The sequence below is a fragment of the Micromonospora echinofusca genome, assembly GCF_900091445.1.
GTDB classification, from domain to species: Bacteria; Actinomycetota; Actinomycetes; order Mycobacteriales; family Micromonosporaceae; genus Micromonospora; species Micromonospora echinofusca.
Map to the genome: position 1 here is coordinate 1,259,066 of NZ_LT607733.1, position 19,010 is coordinate 1,278,075.

A 19,010-nucleotide genomic window follows, 5' to 3' on the forward strand; every position below is an offset into this window, starting at 1 on the left:
CCGGACCTTAAATTTGCCTGTGCCGATACAGGTGCCGTCCCGTGCCGGTCCGGTCGGAATCGTCGCGTCCGGGCCGGACCGTGCCGCGTACGCCCTGCTCGCGAGGTCCGTGCCGGGCCGCGCGGAAATCCGGGGCCGCCGACCCGCGCTGAGCGGCGCCTTAAGTGCCCTCGCGGGGGCTTCCAGAGCTGCTTGAAGGCACCTGAACGCTTCATTACCTTCCGGTGACAACCCCCTCAGGCACCAGCCGCCGCACCTGCACCCCGTGCCCGGTGCCGGTCTTCGCGGCGCAGCAGAAACGGATTGGTACATGGCCGACCAGAATGTGCCACCACGTCGACCGCGGGACGACCGCGGATGGGACGGGCGTCAGTACCCCGCCGCCGACGCCCACCCCTCCACCCCGTACGGCCACGAGGCCCGCAGCCCGCACCCCGCCGACCCGCGGGGGCAGTACGCCCACGCCGGGCAGCCGGCCGCGCGCGGCCCGCAGTGGGTGGGCCCGGACGGCTTCGCCCGGCAGGCCGGCCCTCCGCAGGCCGGCCCGGGACTGCCCAACCTGGACGACGGCGACGAGCCGGGCCGCAAGGTCGGCCGCCGCAAGGCCCTCGCGGCCCTCGGCGGCACCGCGGCGGTGGTGGCCGGGGGTGCCGCCCTGGCGATGACCCCGCAGATCCGCAGCCTCTTCGGCGACGAGGCGGTGGCCGGCGACGCCACCGGCACCACCGTCACCGACGGCACCCCCGCCCGCCCCAGCGGCCAGCAGCCGAGCACGGTGCGCACCTACACCGAGCAGAACGAGAGCTACATGGGCTCCCGGGCCGGCGAGGCGTTGAAGAAGAACGCCCCGGCGGGCGGCCGGACGTTCTCCGGGCCGGCGGCCGCCGCCGCGGAGACCAAGGTGACCGTCAAGACGGTGCTCGCCAAGGACCCGGTGCTGCACCTGGCCCGCCGGGCCACCTTCGGCGCCACCCCGCAGGTCCTCGCCGAGATCAAGGAGCGGGGCATCGACGGCTGGCTGCGCTGGCAGCTCGACCCCGACAAGATCGCCCCGACGAAGGCCGAGCTGAAGCTCGCCGAGCTGCCGACGCTGAAGCTGGGCACCGCGCAGCTGCGCGAGCAGCGCGACCAGCTCAACGAGCGCGGCGCGCAGCCGGAGAAGGAGATGGTGGACGCCACCGTCGCCCGGCAGATCTGGTCGAACCGGCAGCTGTTCGAGGTCATGGTCGACTTCTGGAACGACTTCCTGCACGTCGCCGCGGACTTCGACGGCGGCGAGGTCTACCGCGCGTCCTTCGACCGGGACGTCGTGCGGGCGCACGCCCTCGGCAACTACCCCGAGATGCTGCTCGCCGCGAACCGGCACCCGGCGCTGCTGCTCTACCTCAACCAGAACGACTCCCGCGCCGACGCGGTCAACGAGAACCTGGCCCGGGAGAACCTGGAGCTGTACTCGGTGGGCGTCGACGGCGGCTACACCGAGAAGGACGTCCGGCAGGCGGCCCTGCTCCAGACCGGTCGCGGCGTCAGCGACGGCAAGTACGTGTTCCGCCCCGAGCGGCACTACGTCGGCAAGGTGAAGGTCCTCGGCTTCACGCACGCGAACAACTCGAAGGACCCGAAGAAGGCCGAGGCGGCCATCGACGCGTACCTGACGTACATCGCGCTGCACCCGTCCACCGCGAAGTACGTGGCGCAGAGCCTGGCCACCCGCTTCGTGTCGGACACGCCGCCGAAGTCCCTCGTGGAGCGGCTGGCGAAGTCGTACAGCATCAACAAGGGCATGATCAAGCCGGTGCTGATGACGCTGTTCAGCTCCTCGGAGTTCTGGGCGGCGGTGGGCCAGAAGGTACGCCGGCCGATGGAGTACCTGGTCGCCACGTACCGGGCCCTCGGGGTTTCCCCGGAGGCGTCGCCGAGACACGACAACGGCGACAGCAAGCGCACCCCGTACGCCCGGGGGCTGCGGCAGGTCCACGACAAGATGCGCCAGTTGGGCCAGTACCCGATGGGCCAGCCCACCCCCGACGGCTACCCGGACGTCTACGTGGCCTGGACCTCCGCCGGCACCATGGTCAACGGCTGGAACGAGGCGGGCGAACTGCTCGCCGGCCGCCGTACCGTCTTCACCTACACCCCGCCGGAGAAGCTGGTGGCCCGGCCGCCCGCCACCGCCGGCGCGTACGTGGACGCGCTGGCCCTGCGGCTGGTGGGTCAGAAGCTGAGCGCCAGGGAGCGGTCCCTGATCCTCGGCGTGGCCGGCGTGTCGGCCGGCGACAGGGTCGACGCCACGTTCGACGGGGCCGTCACCGCCGTAGCGCGGGCGATCCTCGCTTCCCCCCAGCACCACCTCCGGTGAGGCACCCGATGGAGAAGACTGTGCACACGTTCCCCCTGCACCCCGAATGCCCCGACCTGCGGCGACTGGCCGACGACCCGGCCGAGGCGCTGCTGCGGGCCGAGGCCGACATCGTCGCCGCCGAGAACGCCGCCGAGGCCGACCGCTACCGGCGGCTGGAGGACCTGGAGGAAGCCCAGCAGGACGGTCGCGGCGTGACCCGGCGGACGTTCGTGGCCGGCGCCGCCGCCACCGCGACCGCCCTCGCGACCGCCCAGTTCGTCACCACCTCGGCCTCGTTCGCGGCCACCAAGACCGGCACGCTGATCCACGTCTTCCTCTACGGCGGGCTGGACGGGCTGAGCCTGGTGGCGCCGGCGGACGACCCGGTGCTCGCCAAGGCCCGCCCCGACCTGCTGCTCGGCAACGACTCCCTGGCGCTGGGCCGCGGGTTCAAGCTGACCAGCGCGTTCAAGCCGCTGGAGAAGTGGCTGAAGAGCGGCAACCTCGGCTTCGTCCCGGCGGTCTCCGACGAGCGGCTCTCGCGCAGCCACTTCCAGGCCGCAGATGCCTGCAACCTCGGCGGGCTGCCCGGCGAGACCGGCGGCCGGGGCTGGCTGGACAGCCTGGTCGACGCGCTCGGCACGGGTACCGCGTTCCGCAGCGTCGGCATCGGCAGCACGCTGCCCCGCTCGCTGGTCGGCAACAACGGCGCGCTCTCCCTCAACAACGTCGGATCGCTGCGGCTCAACGGCGACGACCGGTACCGGGCCGCGACCGAGAAGGCGATCAAGGGGCTCTTCACCGGGATCAACCACCCCGTGCAGGAGGCCGTGCAGGACGGCCTGGGGGCGCTGACCACCGCGCAGCGCCTCGCCGCGAAGCCGTACCAGGCGGCCGAGGGCGTCGAGTACAAGGGCGTCGGCAACGCGTTCCAGCAGCTCGCACAGCTCATCAAGGGCGGGGCGAACGTCCGGGTCGCCACCGTCGGGATGGGCGGCTACGACACCCACGAGAACCAGGGCACCCGCGACGGCGGTCAGCTGCACCGGCGGCTCAACGAACTGGCCAGCGCCATGGCGGCGTTCTTCACCGACCTCGGGGAGAAGTCGGCCGACGTGACCATCATGGTCTCCAGCGAGTTCGGCCGGCGGGTCGCCTCGAACGGCGGCGGCACCGACCACGGCCACGGCGGCGTGGTCACCGTGCTCTCCGGCCGCAAGCTCGCCGGCTCGCTGCTGGGCACCTGGAACGGCCTGGACGACCTGGACTCCGGCGACGTGCCCGAGTACAACAACATGTTCAACGTCTACGGGGCCGTCGCGCAGGGCCGCTTCGGGCTCACCAACGCGGAGGTGGACAAGATCTTCCCCCGGCAGAAGTACCGCCCGATGAAGCTGTACGCGTGACCTACCCGCGCACCCACGCCGCCGGCCGCCGCGCCGGGACGACCCCGTCCCGGCGCGGCGGCCGGCCGGCTGCGGACGTACGCCCGCTGGTGCCGCCGCGCCGCGGACCCGGCGGCCGGCGGCTGCTGGCCGCGTTGCTCGTCGTCGGCCTGCTCGCCAGCGTGCTGCCCTGGTGGCTGGACACCCCGCCCGGATCACTGCGCACGACGGCCGCCACCCTCACCGCCGCCGGCCGGATCACCGGACTGGTCGCCGGCTACCTGCTGCTCGTGCAGGTGCTGATGATGAGCCGGCTGCCGATCCTGGAGCGGTGGGCCGGCGGCGAACGCATCGCCCGCTGGCACCGCGACGTCGGGGCCACCCTGCTGGTCGCCGTGCTCGCGCACGCGTCGCTGATCCTCGTCGGCTACGCCGACCTGGAGGACAACCCGGTGCTCACCGAGGCCGGCGTGCTGCTGCGCGACTACGAGGACATGGTCACCGCGTTCGCCGCCGCCGGGATCCTGGTGCTGGTCGGCCTCACCAGTGTGCGGGCGATCCGGACCGCGCTGCCCTACGAGCTGTGGCACGCCCTGCACCTGTCGAGCTACGCGGTGCTGCTGCTCGGCTTCGCCCACCAGTTCAGCAACGGCGCGCAGCTGTTCCGGCCCGGTCCGGTACGCACCGGTTGGATCGCGATGTACGCGCTGGTGCTCGCCGCCCTGCTCTGGGGCCGGGTGCTCGCGCCGCTGGCGTTCAACCTGCGGCACCGGCTGCGGGTCGCCGACGTGGTCGCCGAGAGCCCGGACACGATCTCGATCTACCTGACGGGGGAGCGGCTGGAGCGACTCGAGCTGCTGGGCGGGCAGTTCTTCCGCTGGCGCTTCCTCGCCCGGGGCTGCTGGTGGCAGGCGCACCCGTTCTCGGTCTCCGCCGCCGCCAACGACCGCTGGCTGCGGCTCACCGTCAAGGTGGTCGGCAGGCACACCGCCGACCTGCGCGATCTCGAACCGGGCACCCGGGTCTGGGCGGAGGGCCCGTCGGGCACCTTCACCGCCGCCCACCGCACCCGCGAACGGGCCCTGCTGATCGCCGGCGGCAGCGGGATCACCCCGATCCGGGCGATGCTGGAGGAACTGCCGCCCGGCGCCGCGCTGATCTATCGCGCCCGTACGCCGGCCGACGTGCTGCTGCACCGCGAGCTGGACTGGCTCGCCGAGGCCCGGGACACCGCGATCTGGTACGTCGTCGGTTCCCGCCACGACCCCGGACCCCGCCAGGTGATGAGCCCGGACGGGCTGCGCCGGCTGGTGCCGGACGTCGCCCGGCGCGACGTCTACCTCTGCGGACCGCCCGGCCTGGTCGAGCAGTCGCTGCGGGTGCTCCGCGAGGCCGGCGTGCCCCGCCGGCAGATCCACCTCGCCACGTTCGAGCTGTAGGAAGGCTGTCATGCGTCGCGCCCTGCTCGCCATCACCGGCCTGGCGGCCGGCACCACCGCCATGGTGGTGCTGAAGGGCTCGCCGGGCACCAGCCCGGTCGCCCATGACCTGCCGGCGGCGCCTCCGCCGGTGGTGCCCGCGCCGGCCGGCCCGACCCCGACCGGCGGCGAGGTCTCCGCCGCGCCGTCGCCCAGCCGCACCGGCGCGTCCCCCCGGCCCGACCGCACCGCCACCCGGCCCCCGGCGAGCCGGCCCAGCGCCACCACCCGGGCGCCCTCCGCGCCGCGCACCACCACCAAGCCGCCGCCCGCGCCGACCACCCGCACCGTCACGGGGCCGGTCGTGGAGAACGAGTACGGCAACGTCCAGGTGCAGATCACCCTGCGCGGGACGCGGATCGTCGACGTGGTGGCCCTGGAACTGCCCGAGGAGACCGCCCAGTCCGACCAGCGCAGCGAGCAGGTCGACGGCCGCTACAGCGGCACCTCGGGGCTGGTGGTGCAGCGGCAGAGCGCCGACGTGGACACCGTCTCCGGGGCGACCGCCACCAGCACCTCGTACCGGCAGTCGTTGCAGGCCGCGATCGACCGGGCGAACTGACGTGCCGGTGCCGGTGCCGGCGGCGGGGCGGCGCGGGCCGGGCGGGTGTCCACCGGCGGCCAGGCCCGGGCTGCGCCGGGTCGAGCAGGTCATGGGCACCGCCATCAGCCTCGACCTCGCCGACGACCTGCCCGCCCCCGAGCTGGACGGGCTGGCCGGGGACGCGTTCGCCTGGCTGCGCGAGGTCGACGCCCGGTTCAGCACGTACCGGGCCGACAGCGAGGTGTGCCGCCTCGACCGGGGCGAGCTGCCGCTCTCCGCGGCCGGCGCCGACCTGCGGAACGTGCTGGCGCGCTGCGCCGAGCTGTGGAAGGTCACCGACGGCTTCTTCGACGCGTACGCCACCGGGCGGCTCGACCCGTCCGGCTACGTCAAGGGCTGGGCGGTGCAGGTCGCCTCGGACCGGCTGCTCGCGGCCGGGGCGGCGAACCACTGCCTGAACGCCGGCGGCGACGTGCGGGTACGCGGCCGCTCCCACACCGGGCGACCGTGGCGGATCGGCGTGCGGCACCCGTGGGACGCGATGTCCACCTGTCTCGTGCTGACCGGCACCGACCTGGCCGTGGCCACGTCCGGCGTCTACGAGCGCGGCCACCACGTGCTCGACCCGCGCCGGGGTGTGCCGGCCCGGGGACTGCGCTCGGTCACCGTCGTCGGGCCGGATCTCGGGCTGGCCGACGCGTACGCCACCGCGGCCGCCGCGATGGGTCCGGCCGGCGTCGGCTGGCTGGACGGCCTGCCCGGCCACCAGCACGCGGTCGTCACCGACGACGCGCGGCTGTTGCACTCCACCGCCCTGCCCCTGGCCGGCTGAGGGTCAGCGGAAGGGGCGGGTGGTGGCGGGCCGGGAGCCGAGGGGCCGGGGGCGGCCCGGTCGGGAGCCGGCGGGCCGGGTGACCGGCCAGCGGCGGTGCGGCCGGTGGTGCCGCGGTGGCGGCTCCGTGCCGTCCGGCTGGCGCGCGGTGTCGTCGGTGGACATGTAACCCCCGCTCCCGGCGCGGGTGCGCCGTCGCCGTACCCAACGAGCACCCGCCCTCCGGCGTCGCTGTCGAGCAGCCGTCACATCCCCCGGCGCGGCAGCGGCAGGTGCCCGGGCATCAGGTCGGAGGTGACCGTGACGCCGGTGGCCCGCAGGGCCTCGATCAGCGCGTTCTGCACCAGGTAGGAGTCGGGCAGTTGCCAGCGGGCCTGTTCGGGCGCGACCGCCCACCGCACGCTGCCCTCCGGCAGCCGGGTCGGCGGGGCGGGGATCCACGAGCCCGGGCCGTGCCGGACCACGTGGAAGCAGTGGTCGAGTTCGGGGCGCAGCGGGTCGCCGGGGCGGACCAGGAACATCCAGCGGCCGGTCGGGGTCACCAGGACCGGCCCGCGTACGCCGACTCCGGCCGGGTGTGTGCGGACCGCGTCCAGCACGTGCCGGCCGAGGTGCGTGGGCACCTCCAGCACGTCGAACGCCCGCCCGGTGGGCAGCAGTACGCCGTGGGGCCGGGTGCGCCACCAGGTCGCGACGCGCGCCGGGTCGGCGCTGGCCGCGTGCTCCCAGTTCTCCAGCGCGGGATGGCAGCCGACCGTGGGGCAGCCGGCCCGCCCGCACACGAAGCGGCTGCGGGCCAGGCAGGCGCCGGGGGTGACGTCCCAGCCGTGCAGGGCGTACCGCACGGCCACCCGCCGCAGCCGCACCCGCTCCAACGGGGACAATTGAACGACGCGCGGCGCGACATTTCCCCACATGTGCCATCTCCCCTCGCCGGACCCCGGCCGGTGCCCAGGTCGCATGTCGAGCACCGTCACTGCCGTAACCCGCGATCGTTGAGCTGACGAACGGCTGATGCAACTTGCACGAAAACTACGAGGACTGGCTGTACGGCTGACGCACACGCTGTGCGACCAGCGAAACCTGAGGCGTATGGACCGCCGCGCCGGGCGACCGGCCGGCACGCCCGCTCGAGCAGGCACATGGGGAGGCACGGGTAGATGGACGAATTACCCATCGGGCGGCGGGTGGCCTACTGGCGGGGGCGGCGCAAGATGTCGCAGCAGGTCTTCGCGGACCGCCTGGGCAAGTCGAAGAGTTGGGTGGACAAGGTCGAGCGCGGGGTGCGCCGGCTGGACAAGTTCTCCGTCCTCTACGAGATCGCCGACATCCTCCAGGTGGACGTGCAGCTGCTGCTCGGCAAGGACCCGGAGCGGCGTACGGACGCGCTGAACTGCATCGACCAGGTGGAGGTGCAGGAGATCCGGGCGGCCCTGGAGCGGTACGACTCGATGAGCGCGTACTTCGACGCCGCCCCGTACCCGCCGCCCCTGGGCGACATGCGCAAGGCCGTCAACCACGCCTGGCTCACCTACCAGTACGGCCGCTACGGGATGCTCACCCGGGCGCTGCCGAAGCTGCTGCGCGACGCCCAGGCCGCCGACGCCGGTCACGCCGGCGATCCGGCCCGCGAGGCGGCCCACCTGCTCGGGCAGGTCTACCAGATCGCCTCGTCGGTGCTGCGCAAGCTGGGCGAGTGCGAGCTGGCCTGGCTGGCCGCCGACCGCTCGATGGCGGTCGCCCAGCGCGCCGACGACCCGCTGCTGGCCGGCATCGCCACCACCCGGGTCTGCAACGCGCTGGTGGCCATGGGCCGGCCCCGGCCCGCCCTCGAACTGAACGTCACCATCGCCAACCGGCTCGCCCCCGGCGGCGGCAACGAGGCGTCCCCGGCCCTGCTGTCGGTGTACGGGATCCTGCTGCTCCAGGGGGCGATGGCCGCCGCCCGGATCGGCGACTGCGCCACCGTCGACGACCTGATCAACGGCGCGCAGGAGGCGGCCACCCTGCTGGGCGGCGACCACAACCACTACTGGACCTCGTTCGGGCCGACCAACGTGGAGCTGCACCGGGCCGCGGCGGCGGTCGAGCTGGGCGACGGCGGCCGGGCGGTGGAGGTGCACCGGAACCGGATCCAGGAGCCGGCGTTCAACGCGCTGCTGCCGGAGCGCCGGGCCCACCACCTGCTCGACATCGCCCGGGGCTTCGCCCACGTCGGTGACGTGGCCAACGCCGGCGAGATGCTGCTGCGCGGCGACCGCCTCGCCCCGTCCGAGATCCGGTGCCGGCCGATCGCCCACGAGGTGATGTCGGACATCCTGCGTCGCACACGTGGTGCGCCGCCTTCTCCGATTGCGGAGTTGGCTGAGCACATGGGAGTAGGGGTATGAGCGCGGAGCCGGCCTGATGACCGGCCCGCACCCGAGCAGCGAGCGCCGCGAGGTGCTCTACGTCATCGCCTGCGGTTCGTCGCTGGCCCGCCACGTCGGCCGGCTCGTCGAGCTGGCCCACCAGGACGGCTGGGACGTCTGCGTGGTCACCACGCCGGACGGCGCCAAGTTCGTCGACCGGGCCGCGCTGGCCCGGCAGACCGGCCATCCGGTCCGCACCCACTACAAGAACCCGGGCGACCTCGACGTGCTGCCACAGGCGGACGCGATGATCGTCTGCCCGGCGACGGTCAACACCGTCAACAAGTGGGCGGCCGGCATCACCGACACACTGGCCCTCGGGCTGCTGGTGGAGGCGCAGGGCATGGGCGTGCCGGTGGTGGCGGTGCCGTACACGAACGTGGCGATGGCGGCCCACCCGGCCTTCCAGGCCGGCATCGCCCGGCTCGCCGAGTGGGGGGTGACGGTGCTGTTCGGCGATCACGTCATCCCGTTGCACCCGCCCGGCACCGTCGAACGGCACGTGGCCGCCTTCCCGTGGGCCCTGGGCCTGGCGGCCGTACGGGAGCGGCTCTGCCCCGTCGCCTGACGCGCGCCGGAGGGTCCCGGATCGACGCACGGCGTCAGCACGGGACGCTCCGGCGCGCCCGGGGAGCGGCGGGACACGCCGTCGCGTCGGTGGGCGAGGGCCCCGGCCACGTCCCGCGCCGGTAAGCTGGCCCGCCGTGAGCACCGACGCAGCCCCGCCGACCGTCGCCGACGTCGTCGCCGAGCTGGAGCGGCGCTATCCGCCGGCCTGGGCCGAGGACTGGGACCGCGTCGGGCTGGTGCTCGGCGAGCCGTGCGCCCCGGTACGCCGGGTCCTCTGCGTGGTCGACGTGGTGCCGGAGACGGTCGCCGAGGCGCTCGACGCCGGCGTCGACATGATCGTCGCCCACCATCCGCTGCTGCTGCGCGGTGTCTCCTCGGTGGCCCCCACGACCTACAAGGGCCGCATCGTCCACCGGCTCATCAAGTCCGACGTGGCGCTCTACATCGCGCACACCAACGCCGACGTGGCCGCCCCGGGCGTCTCCGACGCCCTCGCCGCCCGGTTCGGGCTGACCGGGCTGCGCCCGCTGCACCGTCCCGCACCCGGCTCGCCCGCGCACGGCGACGGCCGGGGGATCGGCCGCATCGGCGAGCTGCCGGAGCCGATGACGCTCGCGGAGCTGACCCGGCACGCCGCCGCCGTGCTGCCCGCCACCGCCTGGGGAGTTCGCGCCGCCGGGGATCCCGGGCGTATGGTTCGTACCCTCGCGGTCAGCGGCGGCGCGGGGGACGGCTTCCTCGCCGACGCGACCGCGGCCGGGGTGGACGCCTACCTCACCGCAGACCTGCGTCACCACCCGGCCGGCGAGCACCTGGCCGCCGACGGCCCGGCCCTGCTCGACGCCGCCCACTGGGCGACGGAACGACCGTGGCTGGACGACCTGGCCGCTCTCCTCCGGGAGGCGACGGGTGTCGAGACGCTGGTGTCCGACCTGGCCACCGACCCGTGGACCGTACACGCCGCCCCACCCGCGGTGGACGACAAGGAGCCCCGACCGTGAAGGCTGACCCCAAGGTCCAGCGCCGCCTGCTCGACCTCCAGGCCATCGACACCTCCCTCGCCCAGCTCGCCCACCGCCGCCGTTCGCTGCCCGAGCGGGCCGAGCTGGACGGGCTGGCCCGGGAGCTGTCCGCGCTGGAGGACGAGCGGGTCCGCGCCCAGGTGGCGGTCGACGACCTGGACCGGGACATCGCCCGCATGGAGAAGGACGTCGACCAGGTGCGGGCCCGCAAGGCCAAGAACGAGGCCCGGCTGGCCGCCGGCACCGGCCCCGCCCGCGAGCTGGAGGCCCTCCAGCACGAGCTGGTCTCGCTCAACCGCCGCCAGGGCGACCTGGAGGACGCCGAGCTGGAGCTGATGGAGCAGCGGGAGACGGCCCAGGGCGTGCTGGACGGCGTGGAGAAGCGGCTCGCCGAGGTGCGGGAGAAGCGCGACGACGCCGAGCGCCGCCGCGACGAGAGCCTGGCCGAGATCGCCAAGGAGGAGGAGTTCAAGCGCGGCGCCCGCCAGCCGCTCGCTGCCGATCTCCCGGCCGACCTGCTGGGCCTGTACGACAAGATCCGCGAGGACACCGGGCTCGGCGCGGCGCTGCTGACCGCCGGGCGCTGCGGCGGCTGCCGCCTGGAGCTGTCCGGCGCCGACGTCGCCCGCATCCGCAAGACCGACCCGGACGAGGTCGTCCGGTGCGAGGACTGCCGGCGGATCATGGTCCGCACCAACGAGTCCGGTCTCTAGCCCGTGGCGCCGCGCGTGGTCGTCGTCGAGGCCGACGGCGGGTCCCGGGGCAACCCCGGCCCGGCCGGCTACGGCGCGGTGGTCCGCGACCAGGACACCGGTGAGGTGCTGGCCGAGCGGAGCGAGTCGATCGGCGTCGCCACCAACAACGTCGCCGAGTACCGGGGGCTGATCGCCGGGCTGGAGGCCGCCGCCGAGCTGGGCGCCGCCGAGGTCGAGGCCAGGATGGACTCGAAGCTGGTGGTCGAGCAGATGTGCGGCCGCTGGCAGATCAAGCACCCCGGGCTGCGCCCGCTCGCCGCGCAGGCCGCCGGGCTGGCGAGCCGCTTCGCCGCCGTCCGCTACCAGTGGATCCCCCGCGACCGCAACCGGCACGCGGACGCCCTCGCCAACGCCGCCATGGACGCCGCCGCCGGCAAGGCGCCGGCCCGGGCCGCCGTCGCGCCGCCGCGCGTCGTGGAGCCGCCGCGTGAGGTCGCCGCCCCCGACTCGCCGGCCCGGGCGAGGGCCCGCGAGGTGGCGGCCCGTGCCGCGTCGGCGACGACCACCGGCACCGACCCGGCCACCGCGCCCGCCTCCTGGGAGCCGCGGCCGAGCTTCACCGCCACCCGGCTTATCCTGGTGCGGCACGGCGAGACCGCGTACACCGAGCAGCGGCGCTACTCCGGCCGCGGTGACGTGCCGTTGTCGGAGCGCGGCCGGGCCCAGGTCCGGGCCACCGCCGCCCGGGTGGCCCGGCTGGCCCCGACCGTCGCGGCCGTGGTCAGCTCGCCCCTGTCGAGGTGTACGGCGACCGCCGAGGCGATCGCCGGTGCGTTCGGTGGGGTGCCGGTGCGCCGCGAGGACGACCTCGTCGAGTGCGACTTCGGGGCCTGGGAGGGGCGCACCTTCGCCGAGGTCCGCCAGGAGTGGCCGGGCGAGATGGACGCGTGGCTCGCCTCGACCCGGGTGGCCCCGCCGGGCGGCGAGTCGTTCGCCGACGTCGCCGAGCGCTGCCGTCGCGCCGTCGACGGGCTGTGCCGGGCGTACCCCGGGGAGACCGTGGTGGTGGTCTCGCACGTCTCGCCGATCAAGCTGGTGCTGCGCGACGCCCTCGCGGCCGGTGACGGCTTCCTGCACCGGCTCTTCCTGGACGCGGCCGGCATCTCGGTGCTCGACACGTGGCCCGACGGCGGCGTCGCCGTCCGTACGGTCAACGACACCGCCCACCTCGCCGCGATCTGAGCCCGGAGCCGTCCGTCCGGCCGCCCGGCGCGGCCGTTCGGCGCATCCCGTCCGCCGTTCGGCGCAGCATCCTCCTCCCATCGAACGTGACCCGGGTCACAGGGTCGTAGCCTCCGGCCGTCATCAGTGCCGATCTACGACACGCGGAGGTTTGTCGCCATGGCCGCACCCGAACCGGAGGCGCCCACCGCGGCGCGGTCCCGGGCGAAGGACCACAGCCCCTGGAACTGGTTGCTCTTCATCCCCATCGTGGTGCCCCTGATCCCCGTCTTCTTCAACGCGGACTCGCCCCGGTTCCTCGGCTTCCCACGCTTCTACTGGCTCCAGCTCGCCTACATCCTGCTCGGCGTGGCCACCACCACGCTGGTGTACCAGATGACGAAGAAGCGGGCCGGCGGCCCGTCGGACGAGCCGGCCGGTACGGATACGGGTGGCCGCTGATGTGGCGCGACCACCTCACCGAGATCATCGTCTTCTCGGTGCTCTTCCTGCTGGTCAGCGCGATGGGGTTCGTGGCGGCCCGGTGGCGGGCGCCGAAGGACATGGCCCACCTCGACGAGTGGGGGCTGGGCGGGCGCAACTTCGGCGGCTGGATCACCTGGTTCCTGGTCGGCGGTGACCTCTACACCGCGTACACCTTCGTGGCGGTGCCGGCGCTGATGTTCGGTGCCGGCGCGGCCGGCTTCTTCGCCGTCCCGTACACCATCGTCATCTACCCGCTGGTGTTCCTGGTGCTGTGCCGGCTCTGGTCGGTCTCGCACCGGCACGGCTTCGTCACCCCGGCGGACTTCGTCCGCAAGCGGTTCGACTCGCCGGTGCTGGCGCTGCTCGTGGCGATCACCGGCATCGTGGCGACGATGCCGTACATCGCGCTGCAACTGGTCGGCATCGAGGCGGTGCTCAAGACGATGGGGGTGACCGGCGAGAGCGCCCTGGCCCGGCACCTGCCGATCATCATCGCGTTCGCGATCCTGGCCGCCTACACGTACCAGTCGGGGCTACGCGCGCCGGCGCTGATCGCGTTCGTCAAGGACACGCTGATCTACATCGTGATCCTGGTGGCGGTTCTCTACCTGCCGTACAAGCTCGGCGGCTGGGGCGAGATCTTCGACGCGGCGGACGCGAAGTTCGACGCGTCACCGAACCCCAACGACGGGGTGCTGCTGAACGCCAACAACCAGCTCCAGTACGTCACGCTGGCGTTCGGCTCGGCGCTGGCGCTGTTCCTCTACCCGCACAGCATCACCGGGGTGCTGGCCAGCCGGAACCGCGACGTGATCAAGCGGAACATGTCGGCGCTGCCCGCGTACAGTCTGCTGCTCGGCCTCATCGCGCTGCTCGGCTTCATGGCCATCGCCGCCGGGGTGAAGCCGCTGCCCGGGTCGAAGGAGGGCACCGTGGACAGCAACACGGTGGTGCCGGTCCTGTTCGACCAGCAGTTCCCCGACTGGTTCGCCGGCGTCGCGTACGCGGCCATCGGCATCGGCGCGCTGGTGCCGGCGGCGATCATGTCGATCGCGGCGGCGAACCTGTTCACCCGCAACATCTACAAGGAGTACCTGAAGCGCGACGCCAGCCCCGCGCAGGAGGCGAACGTCTCCAAGATCACCTCGCTGGTGGTAAAGGTCGGTGCGGTCGCCTGCATCGTCTTCCTCGACCCGCAGTTCTCCATCGACCTCCAGCTCATCGGCGGCGTGATCATCCTCCAGACGCTGCCGGCGGTCGCCCTGGGCCTCTACACCCGCTGGTTCCACCGGGGCGCGCTGATCGGCGGCTGGATCGCGGGCATGGGGCTGGGCATGTGGATGCTCTACCAGATCCCGAACGCCGCGACCGGCCGCAAGCACTTCGGCGGCTCGGCGTTCCCGCTGGCCGACTTCGGCTTCGACACCCCGAAGACGATCTACGTCGGAATCGTGGCCGTGCTGGTCAACCTCGCGGTCGCGGCGCTGCTCACGGTGGTGCTGCGGGCGGCGAAGGTGCGCGACGGCGGCGACGGCACCACGTCGGACGACTACTTCGCCGACGAGGGCGACCCGCGCGTCGTGCCCGGCCCGCGCCGGGACGCCGACGCCGCCCCGGAACCGGTCGCCTGACCCCCTCCCGGACCGTGTCGCCCCGGCCCCCTGCGGCGACGGGGCGACGCGGCTGGGGTGGACGCCCTTCGTACGCTGACGACCATGACGAGACGCGCGCTGGTGGCCGTCCTCGGCGGCTCCGCCGCGCTGCTGCTGGTGGTCGTCGGGTGCGTGGGGGCCGTGATCCGGGCCGTCGGCCACGAGCCGGGCGATACGCCCGGGTGCCGGGAGTCGGTGCGCGCCGAGGAGGCGAAGGTGCACACGAAGCGGTGGGATCCGCCCGGGGAACTGCCGGGCCTCGGCGACTACCTGGAGATCCACTGGCAGTTGCGCGCATCGGGTGACCCGTGCAGCCGCGCGCCGGGCCCGACGGACTGGGCGTACCAGGGTGTGGTCCGGCTGCGTCCGGCGGACGCGCGGACGCTGGCGCAGCGGTACGACTTCGTGCCGTACGCGCCCGCCGAGCCGGACCAGGCGCCCCTCGCCAGCCCGGCGGACGCGTGGCCCGCTCTCGCGCCCATCCTCCCGGCCGCGCCCCGGTGGCTGCACAGCCGGGCGTACGACGAGGCGACCCCGTCCACGCGGGGGCGGACCGCCTTCCTGGACGTCGAGCACCTGACGTTTTTCTTCACGCTCCACGACCGCTAGCCGCCCGGGCATGCCCGGCCGGGCACCTGTCGCCGTGGCTCAGCGCAGCGCGCGCCAGAGCAGGTAGAGCCCGATCGACGTGCCGAAGACCACGATCAGCACCTTGAGCACCACCGACGGCAGCCGGCGCACCAGCCGCGCGCCGGCGTACCCGCCGACCAGTGTCGCCGGCGCGACCACCGCGACGGCCGCCCAGTTCACCGGCCCGAACAACGCGAACACCACGAGGGTGGTCAGCCCGACCAGGGCGGAGAGCAGGTTCTTGAGCGCGCTCACCCGCGCCAGCGTCGCGTCCAGCACCAGGGCCAGTCCCGCCACCAGCATCACCCCGAGCGCCGCGCCGAAGTAGCCGCCGTACACCGCGCCGACTGCGACCATGGCCTGCACGGTGACCGTACGGCGGCGCGGCGGCAGGTCGCGCGGATGCCCGACCAGCCGGCGCAGCGGGTCCTGGAACGCCAGCACCGCCGTGGCCCCGAGCACCAGGAACGGCACCACCAGCTCGAACGCCCGAGCCGGGGTGGCCAGCAGCAGCAGGGCGCCGGCGATCGTACCGACGATCGCGGTGGGCACCAGCGCCGCCAGCGTCCGCCGGGGCGGCAGGTCCTGCCGACTGCCCGCCACGCTCGCCACGTACCCCGGGAAGACCGCCACCGAATTGCTCACGTTGGCCGGCACCGGCGGCAGGCCCACGGCGATCATCGCCGGGAAGGTGATGAGCGACCCCCCGCCGGCCACCGCGTTGACCGTGCCCGCGGCGAGCCCGGCGGCGAGCAGCAGCGCGGCGTCGGAGACGTCCATGGTCACCAGAGGCTAGTACGCTCCCACGGCGCGACGGGTGCCGGCCGGCCCCGGGGTGGCAATAGACGCGCCCGTGGCGTCGTTAGGATGGGTGCGCGACGGACGAGTCGACCGGGCGGTCGCGTCGGCGGGCCCCGGCCCGCCGCCGAGGAACGTCCGGACTCCACAGGGCAGGGTGGTTGCTAACGGCAACCCGGGGCGACCCGCGGGACAGTGCCACAGAAAACAGACCGCCGACCCCATCGGGGACGGTAAGGGTGAAACGGTGGGGTAAGAGCCCACCAGCACCCCGGGTGACCGGGGTGGCTCGGTAAACCCCACCCGGAGCAAGGCCAAGAAAGGGCCGTCGACCAGCAGGACGACGGTCCGCGCAGACGCTTGAGGGTGGCCCGCCCGATGTCTGCGGGTAGGCCGCTCGAGCCTGCCGGCAACGGCAGGCCTAGATGGATGGCCGCCGCCGGCGCGAGCCCCTCGGGGCGCGTGCCGGTCACAGAATCCGGCGTACAGGTCGACTCGTCCGTCGCCCACCAGGTCGCAGCCTCGATCAAGGCTGCGACGTGGTCGTATGTCAGGCGGTCTATGGGCGTTGGTGGTCATCATTGGTCCGCGTTTGACGCCCTGGGGACGCCCTGACGCCCTGGGGACGCCCTGATCTTGACTCTCTAGAGTCGGCAACATGCCTCACAATGCCGCATGACATCAGCCGCGATCTGTGCTATAGTGGCGGCGCGCCTGCATGGAAGCTGTCTCTGGGTCGGATTGATCAGGCGCATATCCAGTGACATCGAGAGGAATCCTCGATGTGGACTGGATTTTTTGTTTTCCTTTCCATCTGGACTGTCGGCAAATACGTCGTTGCGATAGTTCTGACCCTAAGGGCGCGCAAATGCGATCTGCCTAGCATTGCGCGCGAGCTCACTGGATGGTGGAAAGTCTCGTTACCGCAGTGGATGAGTGACATTTTCGTCCGCTGATCGAGAGCGGATCTCCTCGTCGGGCAGTCGCCAGACTTACCAGCCTCCCCGGACCGGGACAAGGTGGAGCGCCCTACCGGACGAACGACCTTGGCCCGGTCCGGGGAGGCTGGTAGCCCTTGTGGTGCCCGACGAGGAGATCCGCGGCGGCATCTCTGAGGAGGGCCGGGGTTCGGGGCGGAGCCCCGAGGTCTTCCGTTCTTGTAGCTTGTAAGCGTGGCCGGCCGGCCCGGCCGATGCCGGCCGGAGGCCGCCAGCAGGCCGGGGCCGGGCCGGCGCGGCCCGCTTGCGGGCCGCCTTGATCTAATAGAGCGGAATTCGGCAACTGCTCGCGGTGACACTCGCGGTGCCACTGCGGTGCCATGGAAGGGCGGCAACTGCCGCCGGTATCAGCGGAGCGGCATTCGGGCGACGACTTGCCACTCATACATGCGCCGGTCTCGGTGCATCTCGATCAGGTCAACGTGGGTGATCGTGACGGCGGCAGGCTGAGGCGCGATGGGGCGTACCGTCTGGATGTACGGCTCGGCTGGGCCAGCGGCGGTCAGGTAGGCGACGCTCACGTGAGGTCGGAACCGACCGGGGTCCTCCGGGACCTGGTCCTCACCGACGACGCGCCCGATGGCGGTCCGCGTAGCGGCTCGTAGCCGTTGGACAGGTTCGGCCGGTATCGCGGGCATGACGATGGCCTCGTCAGCAACGACAATCTCGCCGAACTCGACGCCGACCGCAGGCAGTTTCCTGAGTTGTTCGCGTGCATTATCGATGATTGCGGCCAACCTGCTTTCGCTGGTCTCGTCCGTGAAGCCGATGCCCTGCATGGTGAGGTGTAGCCACTGATCGGGAATGAGTGTTGCGGGGGGAGCTGCGGTCAGCGCTGATCGGTAGGAGTCGGCCACGCGGTACAGCTCGGGTTGGTCCTCGAACGTCACATGAAATGCGTAGAACCGACGGCCGACACGCCACCCGGGCCGCCACCACCAATGGTCACGGACATGGCCGGCGTGCTGTCCAGGTGCCAGATCTGCGAGTGACACGGTTTCTCCTGTCAGACTTCGGAGGGTGCTTCGGGTTCGATGGCCGTTGGTTCTACCTCGTAGTCGTCGATGACCATGATTCGGTCGGCGGGCCATACGGACTCTGAGACTTCGAGGATGCTGCCGTCGTTAGCTCGGGCCGTGTGGATAACGTGCATGACCGGGGCACCCATGGGAAGTGCGAGGGCCGCAGCTTCGTCGGTGGTGGGAAGGCGGGCGACCCACTGGTCTCGGGCGGTGGTGTAGCGCTTGCCGCTGAGGTCCTCCACGCAGAGGAAGAGGCCCTTGGGGACTACCTTCGGCTCCTCTAGATAGGTGCCGGCAGCAATCTCGGCGGGGATGTAGCTGGCACCGATTTCCTCGGGCTTGTCCGTCTCTCGGTCGTAGAGGTTGCGGCGACGAACCACGATTTCTGTTCCCGGGTCGATACCCATGACCTCAGCGATATGGGCAGGCACCGGGGCGCGTCCAGCAAAGACGATCTCGTGCCGGAGATGCGACGTGAGCAATCGTTGGTCTTTGCGCGCTCGCCCATAGCGGTCGCGAGATCGACGGTGCAGCCGCCGGCTTTCACGTACGAACGTGCCTACGCCGTGACGGGACTCGATCAGTCCTTCGGCGCGGAGTACACCGATGGCGTTTCTGAGAGTGATCGGACTGACCCGGAAGCGTTCCGCGAGAGCTGTCTCAGCCGGAAGTCGGTTGTCCGGCTTGAACTTGCCCTCGCGAACTTCCCTGCGTAGCTGGGCCGCGATCTGCAAGTACTTGGGTGCCTTGGCACCGAGGTCGTCGGTCATGTCTGCCCCATCCTGGGCCGCTCCTGTGGAGGTCTACCCCTCTTGACCACGGTAGCGCTGATGACGCTCGCGCTCCTGCTCAACTTTGTCCTATAGAGGTCTTGATGACTGGCCCCGGAGGGCCTACTGTCCTCTATAGGTCTTCCGACCCGCCA

The 19,010-nt window shown here is 72.5% G+C and carries 18 protein-coding genes and 1 other RNA gene; 14 read left to right on the forward strand and 5 right to left on the reverse strand.

The features are described from left to right. The first annotated feature begins 310 nt into the window (after nucleotides 1–310). The 5 genes from GA0070610_RS05810 (at nucleotide 311) to GA0070610_RS05830 (ending at nucleotide 6,580) form a co-directional block, all read left to right on the forward strand. Entirely contained in the window at nucleotides 311–2,359 is a 2,049-nt protein-coding gene (locus tag GA0070610_RS05810) for a DUF1800 domain-containing protein (RefSeq protein WP_088999066.1), read from the forward strand. 20 nt (nucleotides 2,360–2,379) lie between these two features. After that, nucleotides 2,380–3,747, forward strand: coding sequence for a DUF1501 domain-containing protein (locus GA0070610_RS05815; protein WP_231925931.1), 1,368 nt, complete (start codon nucleotides 2,380–2,382; stop codon nucleotides 3,745–3,747). Then, nucleotides 3,744–5,165 (forward strand): ferredoxin reductase family protein, encoded by a 1,422-nt coding sequence (locus GA0070610_RS05820; RefSeq protein WP_088999068.1) that lies wholly within the window; start codon nucleotides 3,744–3,746, stop codon nucleotides 5,163–5,165. The genes GA0070610_RS05815 and GA0070610_RS05820 overlap by 4 nt, the downstream gene beginning before the upstream one ends. A 10-nt stretch (nucleotides 5,166–5,175) precedes the next feature. Next, a complete protein-coding gene (locus GA0070610_RS05825) occupies nucleotides 5,176–5,766 on the forward strand; it encodes an FMN-binding protein (protein WP_088999069.1) in 591 nt (196 codons plus the stop codon). A 91-nt stretch (nucleotides 5,767–5,857) separates the two neighbouring features. Further along, nucleotides 5,858–6,580, forward strand: coding sequence for an FAD:protein FMN transferase (locus GA0070610_RS05830; protein WP_089003299.1), 723 nt, complete (start codon nucleotides 5,858–5,860; stop codon nucleotides 6,578–6,580). A gap of 3 nt (nucleotides 6,581–6,583) precedes the next feature. Here GA0070610_RS05830 and GA0070610_RS30340 read toward each other — a convergent pair whose 3' ends face one another. Further along, on the reverse strand, nucleotides 6,584–6,745 hold the full coding sequence (locus GA0070610_RS30340) for a hypothetical protein (protein WP_157747050.1): 162 nt from the start codon (nucleotides 6,743–6,745) through the stop codon (nucleotides 6,584–6,586). Between the two features lie 80 nt (nucleotides 6,746–6,825). Next, the gene (locus GA0070610_RS05835; RefSeq protein ID WP_088999070.1) at nucleotides 6,826–7,497 is read right to left on the reverse strand and encodes a bifunctional DNA primase/polymerase; all 672 of its coding nucleotides are present in this window, start codon (nucleotides 7,495–7,497) and stop codon (nucleotides 6,826–6,828) included. 243 nt (nucleotides 7,498–7,740) lie between these two features. Between GA0070610_RS05835 and GA0070610_RS05840 the strand changes: the two genes are divergently transcribed. The 8 genes from GA0070610_RS05840 (at nucleotide 7,741) to GA0070610_RS05875 (ending at nucleotide 15,246) form a co-directional block, all read left to right on the forward strand. Continuing rightward, the gene (locus GA0070610_RS05840; protein ID WP_088999071.1) at nucleotides 7,741–8,970 is read left to right on the forward strand and encodes a helix-turn-helix domain-containing protein; all 1,230 of its coding nucleotides are present in this window, start codon (nucleotides 7,741–7,743) and stop codon (nucleotides 8,968–8,970) included. Nucleotides 8,971–8,986: 16 nt separating this feature from the next. Further along, the gene (locus tag GA0070610_RS05845; protein WP_088999072.1) at nucleotides 8,987–9,559 is read left to right on the forward strand and encodes a flavoprotein; all 573 of its coding nucleotides are present in this window, start codon (nucleotides 8,987–8,989) and stop codon (nucleotides 9,557–9,559) included. Between the two features lie 136 nt (nucleotides 9,560–9,695). Continuing rightward, nucleotides 9,696–10,562 (forward strand): Nif3-like dinuclear metal center hexameric protein, encoded by an 867-nt coding sequence (locus tag GA0070610_RS05850; protein ID WP_088999073.1) that lies wholly within the window; start codon nucleotides 9,696–9,698, stop codon nucleotides 10,560–10,562. After that, nucleotides 10,559–11,296: a zinc ribbon domain-containing protein gene (locus GA0070610_RS05855; RefSeq protein WP_088999074.1), complete on the forward strand. Its 738-nt coding sequence runs from the start codon at nucleotides 10,559–10,561 to the stop codon at nucleotides 11,294–11,296. Before GA0070610_RS05850 ends, GA0070610_RS05855 begins: the two co-directional genes overlap by 4 nt. 3 nt (nucleotides 11,297–11,299) lie before the next feature. Next, nucleotides 11,300–12,520, forward strand: a complete 1,221-nt coding sequence (locus GA0070610_RS05860) for a bifunctional RNase H/acid phosphatase (RefSeq protein WP_088999075.1) — start codon at nucleotides 11,300–11,302, stop codon at nucleotides 12,518–12,520. A gap of 159 nt (nucleotides 12,521–12,679) precedes the next feature. Next, the gene (locus tag GA0070610_RS05865) at nucleotides 12,680–12,961 is read left to right on the forward strand and encodes a DUF3311 domain-containing protein (protein ID WP_088999076.1); all 282 of its coding nucleotides are present in this window, start codon (nucleotides 12,680–12,682) and stop codon (nucleotides 12,959–12,961) included. After that, nucleotides 12,961–14,616 carry a monocarboxylate uptake permease MctP gene (mctP, locus tag GA0070610_RS05870; protein WP_088999077.1) on the forward strand — a complete coding sequence of 552 codons (1,656 nt, stop codon included), beginning with the start codon at nucleotides 12,961–12,963 and terminating at the stop codon, nucleotides 14,614–14,616. Before GA0070610_RS05865 ends, mctP begins: the two co-directional genes overlap by 1 nt. Nucleotides 14,617–14,700: 84 nt before the next feature. Next, the gene (locus GA0070610_RS05875; RefSeq protein ID WP_157747051.1) at nucleotides 14,701–15,246 is read left to right on the forward strand and encodes a hypothetical protein; all 546 of its coding nucleotides are present in this window, start codon (nucleotides 14,701–14,703) and stop codon (nucleotides 15,244–15,246) included. A gap of 39 nt (nucleotides 15,247–15,285) precedes the next feature. Here GA0070610_RS05875 and GA0070610_RS05880 read toward each other — a convergent pair whose 3' ends face one another. Next, entirely contained in the window at nucleotides 15,286–16,047 is a 762-nt protein-coding gene (locus GA0070610_RS05880; RefSeq protein ID WP_088999079.1) for a sulfite exporter TauE/SafE family protein, read from the reverse strand. A gap of 103 nt (nucleotides 16,048–16,150) precedes the next feature. Here GA0070610_RS05880 and rnpB point away from each other — a divergent pair. Further along, nucleotides 16,151–16,567: RNase P RNA component class A (gene rnpB, locus GA0070610_RS05885), an RNA gene on the forward strand. An 843-nt stretch (nucleotides 16,568–17,410) separates the two neighbouring features. Here rnpB and GA0070610_RS05890 read toward each other — a convergent pair. Together GA0070610_RS05890 and GA0070610_RS05895 are read right to left on the reverse strand one after the other, a co-directional pair. Further along, on the reverse strand, nucleotides 17,411–17,953 hold the full coding sequence (locus GA0070610_RS05890) for a 2'-5' RNA ligase family protein (protein ID WP_197697797.1): 543 nt from the start codon (nucleotides 17,951–17,953) through the stop codon (nucleotides 17,411–17,413). 116 nt (nucleotides 17,954–18,069) lie between these two features. Continuing rightward, nucleotides 18,070–18,855 (reverse strand): GntR family transcriptional regulator, encoded by a 786-nt coding sequence (locus GA0070610_RS05895; protein ID WP_088999081.1) that lies wholly within the window; start codon nucleotides 18,853–18,855, stop codon nucleotides 18,070–18,072. Nucleotides 18,856–19,010: the final 155 nt, after the last annotated feature.

Coding starts and splice junctions, on each gene's coding strand:
- GA0070610_RS05810 (WP_088999066.1), top strand. CDS start 311: ATGGCCGACCAGAATGTGCCACCACGTCGACCGCGGGACGACCGCGGA.
- GA0070610_RS05825 (WP_088999069.1), top strand. CDS start 5,176: ATGCGTCGCGCCCTGCTCGCCATCACCGGCCTGGCGGCCGGCACCACC.
- GA0070610_RS05830 (WP_089003299.1), top strand. CDS start 5,858: ATGGGCACCGCCATCAGCCTCGACCTCGCCGACGACCTGCCCGCCCCC.
- GA0070610_RS30340 (WP_157747050.1), bottom strand. CDS start 6,745: ATGTCCACCGACGACACCGCGCGCCAGCCGGACGGCACGGAGCCGCCA.
- GA0070610_RS05835 (WP_088999070.1), bottom strand. CDS start 7,497: ATGTGGGGAAATGTCGCGCCGCGCGTCGTTCAATTGTCCCCGTTGGAG.
- GA0070610_RS05840 (WP_088999071.1), top strand. CDS start 7,741: ATGGACGAATTACCCATCGGGCGGCGGGTGGCCTACTGGCGGGGGCGG.
- GA0070610_RS05845 (WP_088999072.1), top strand. CDS start 8,987: ATGACCGGCCCGCACCCGAGCAGCGAGCGCCGCGAGGTGCTCTACGTC.
- GA0070610_RS05865 (WP_088999076.1), top strand. CDS start 12,680: ATGGCCGCACCCGAACCGGAGGCGCCCACCGCGGCGCGGTCCCGGGCG.
- mctP (WP_088999077.1), top strand. CDS start 12,961: ATGTGGCGCGACCACCTCACCGAGATCATCGTCTTCTCGGTGCTCTTC.
- GA0070610_RS05875 (WP_157747051.1), top strand. CDS start 14,701: ATGACGAGACGCGCGCTGGTGGCCGTCCTCGGCGGCTCCGCCGCGCTG.
- GA0070610_RS05880 (WP_088999079.1), bottom strand. CDS start 16,047: ATGGACGTCTCCGACGCCGCGCTGCTGCTCGCCGCCGGGCTCGCCGCG.
- GA0070610_RS05895 (WP_088999081.1), bottom strand. CDS start 18,855: ATGACCGACGACCTCGGTGCCAAGGCACCCAAGTACTTGCAGATCGCG.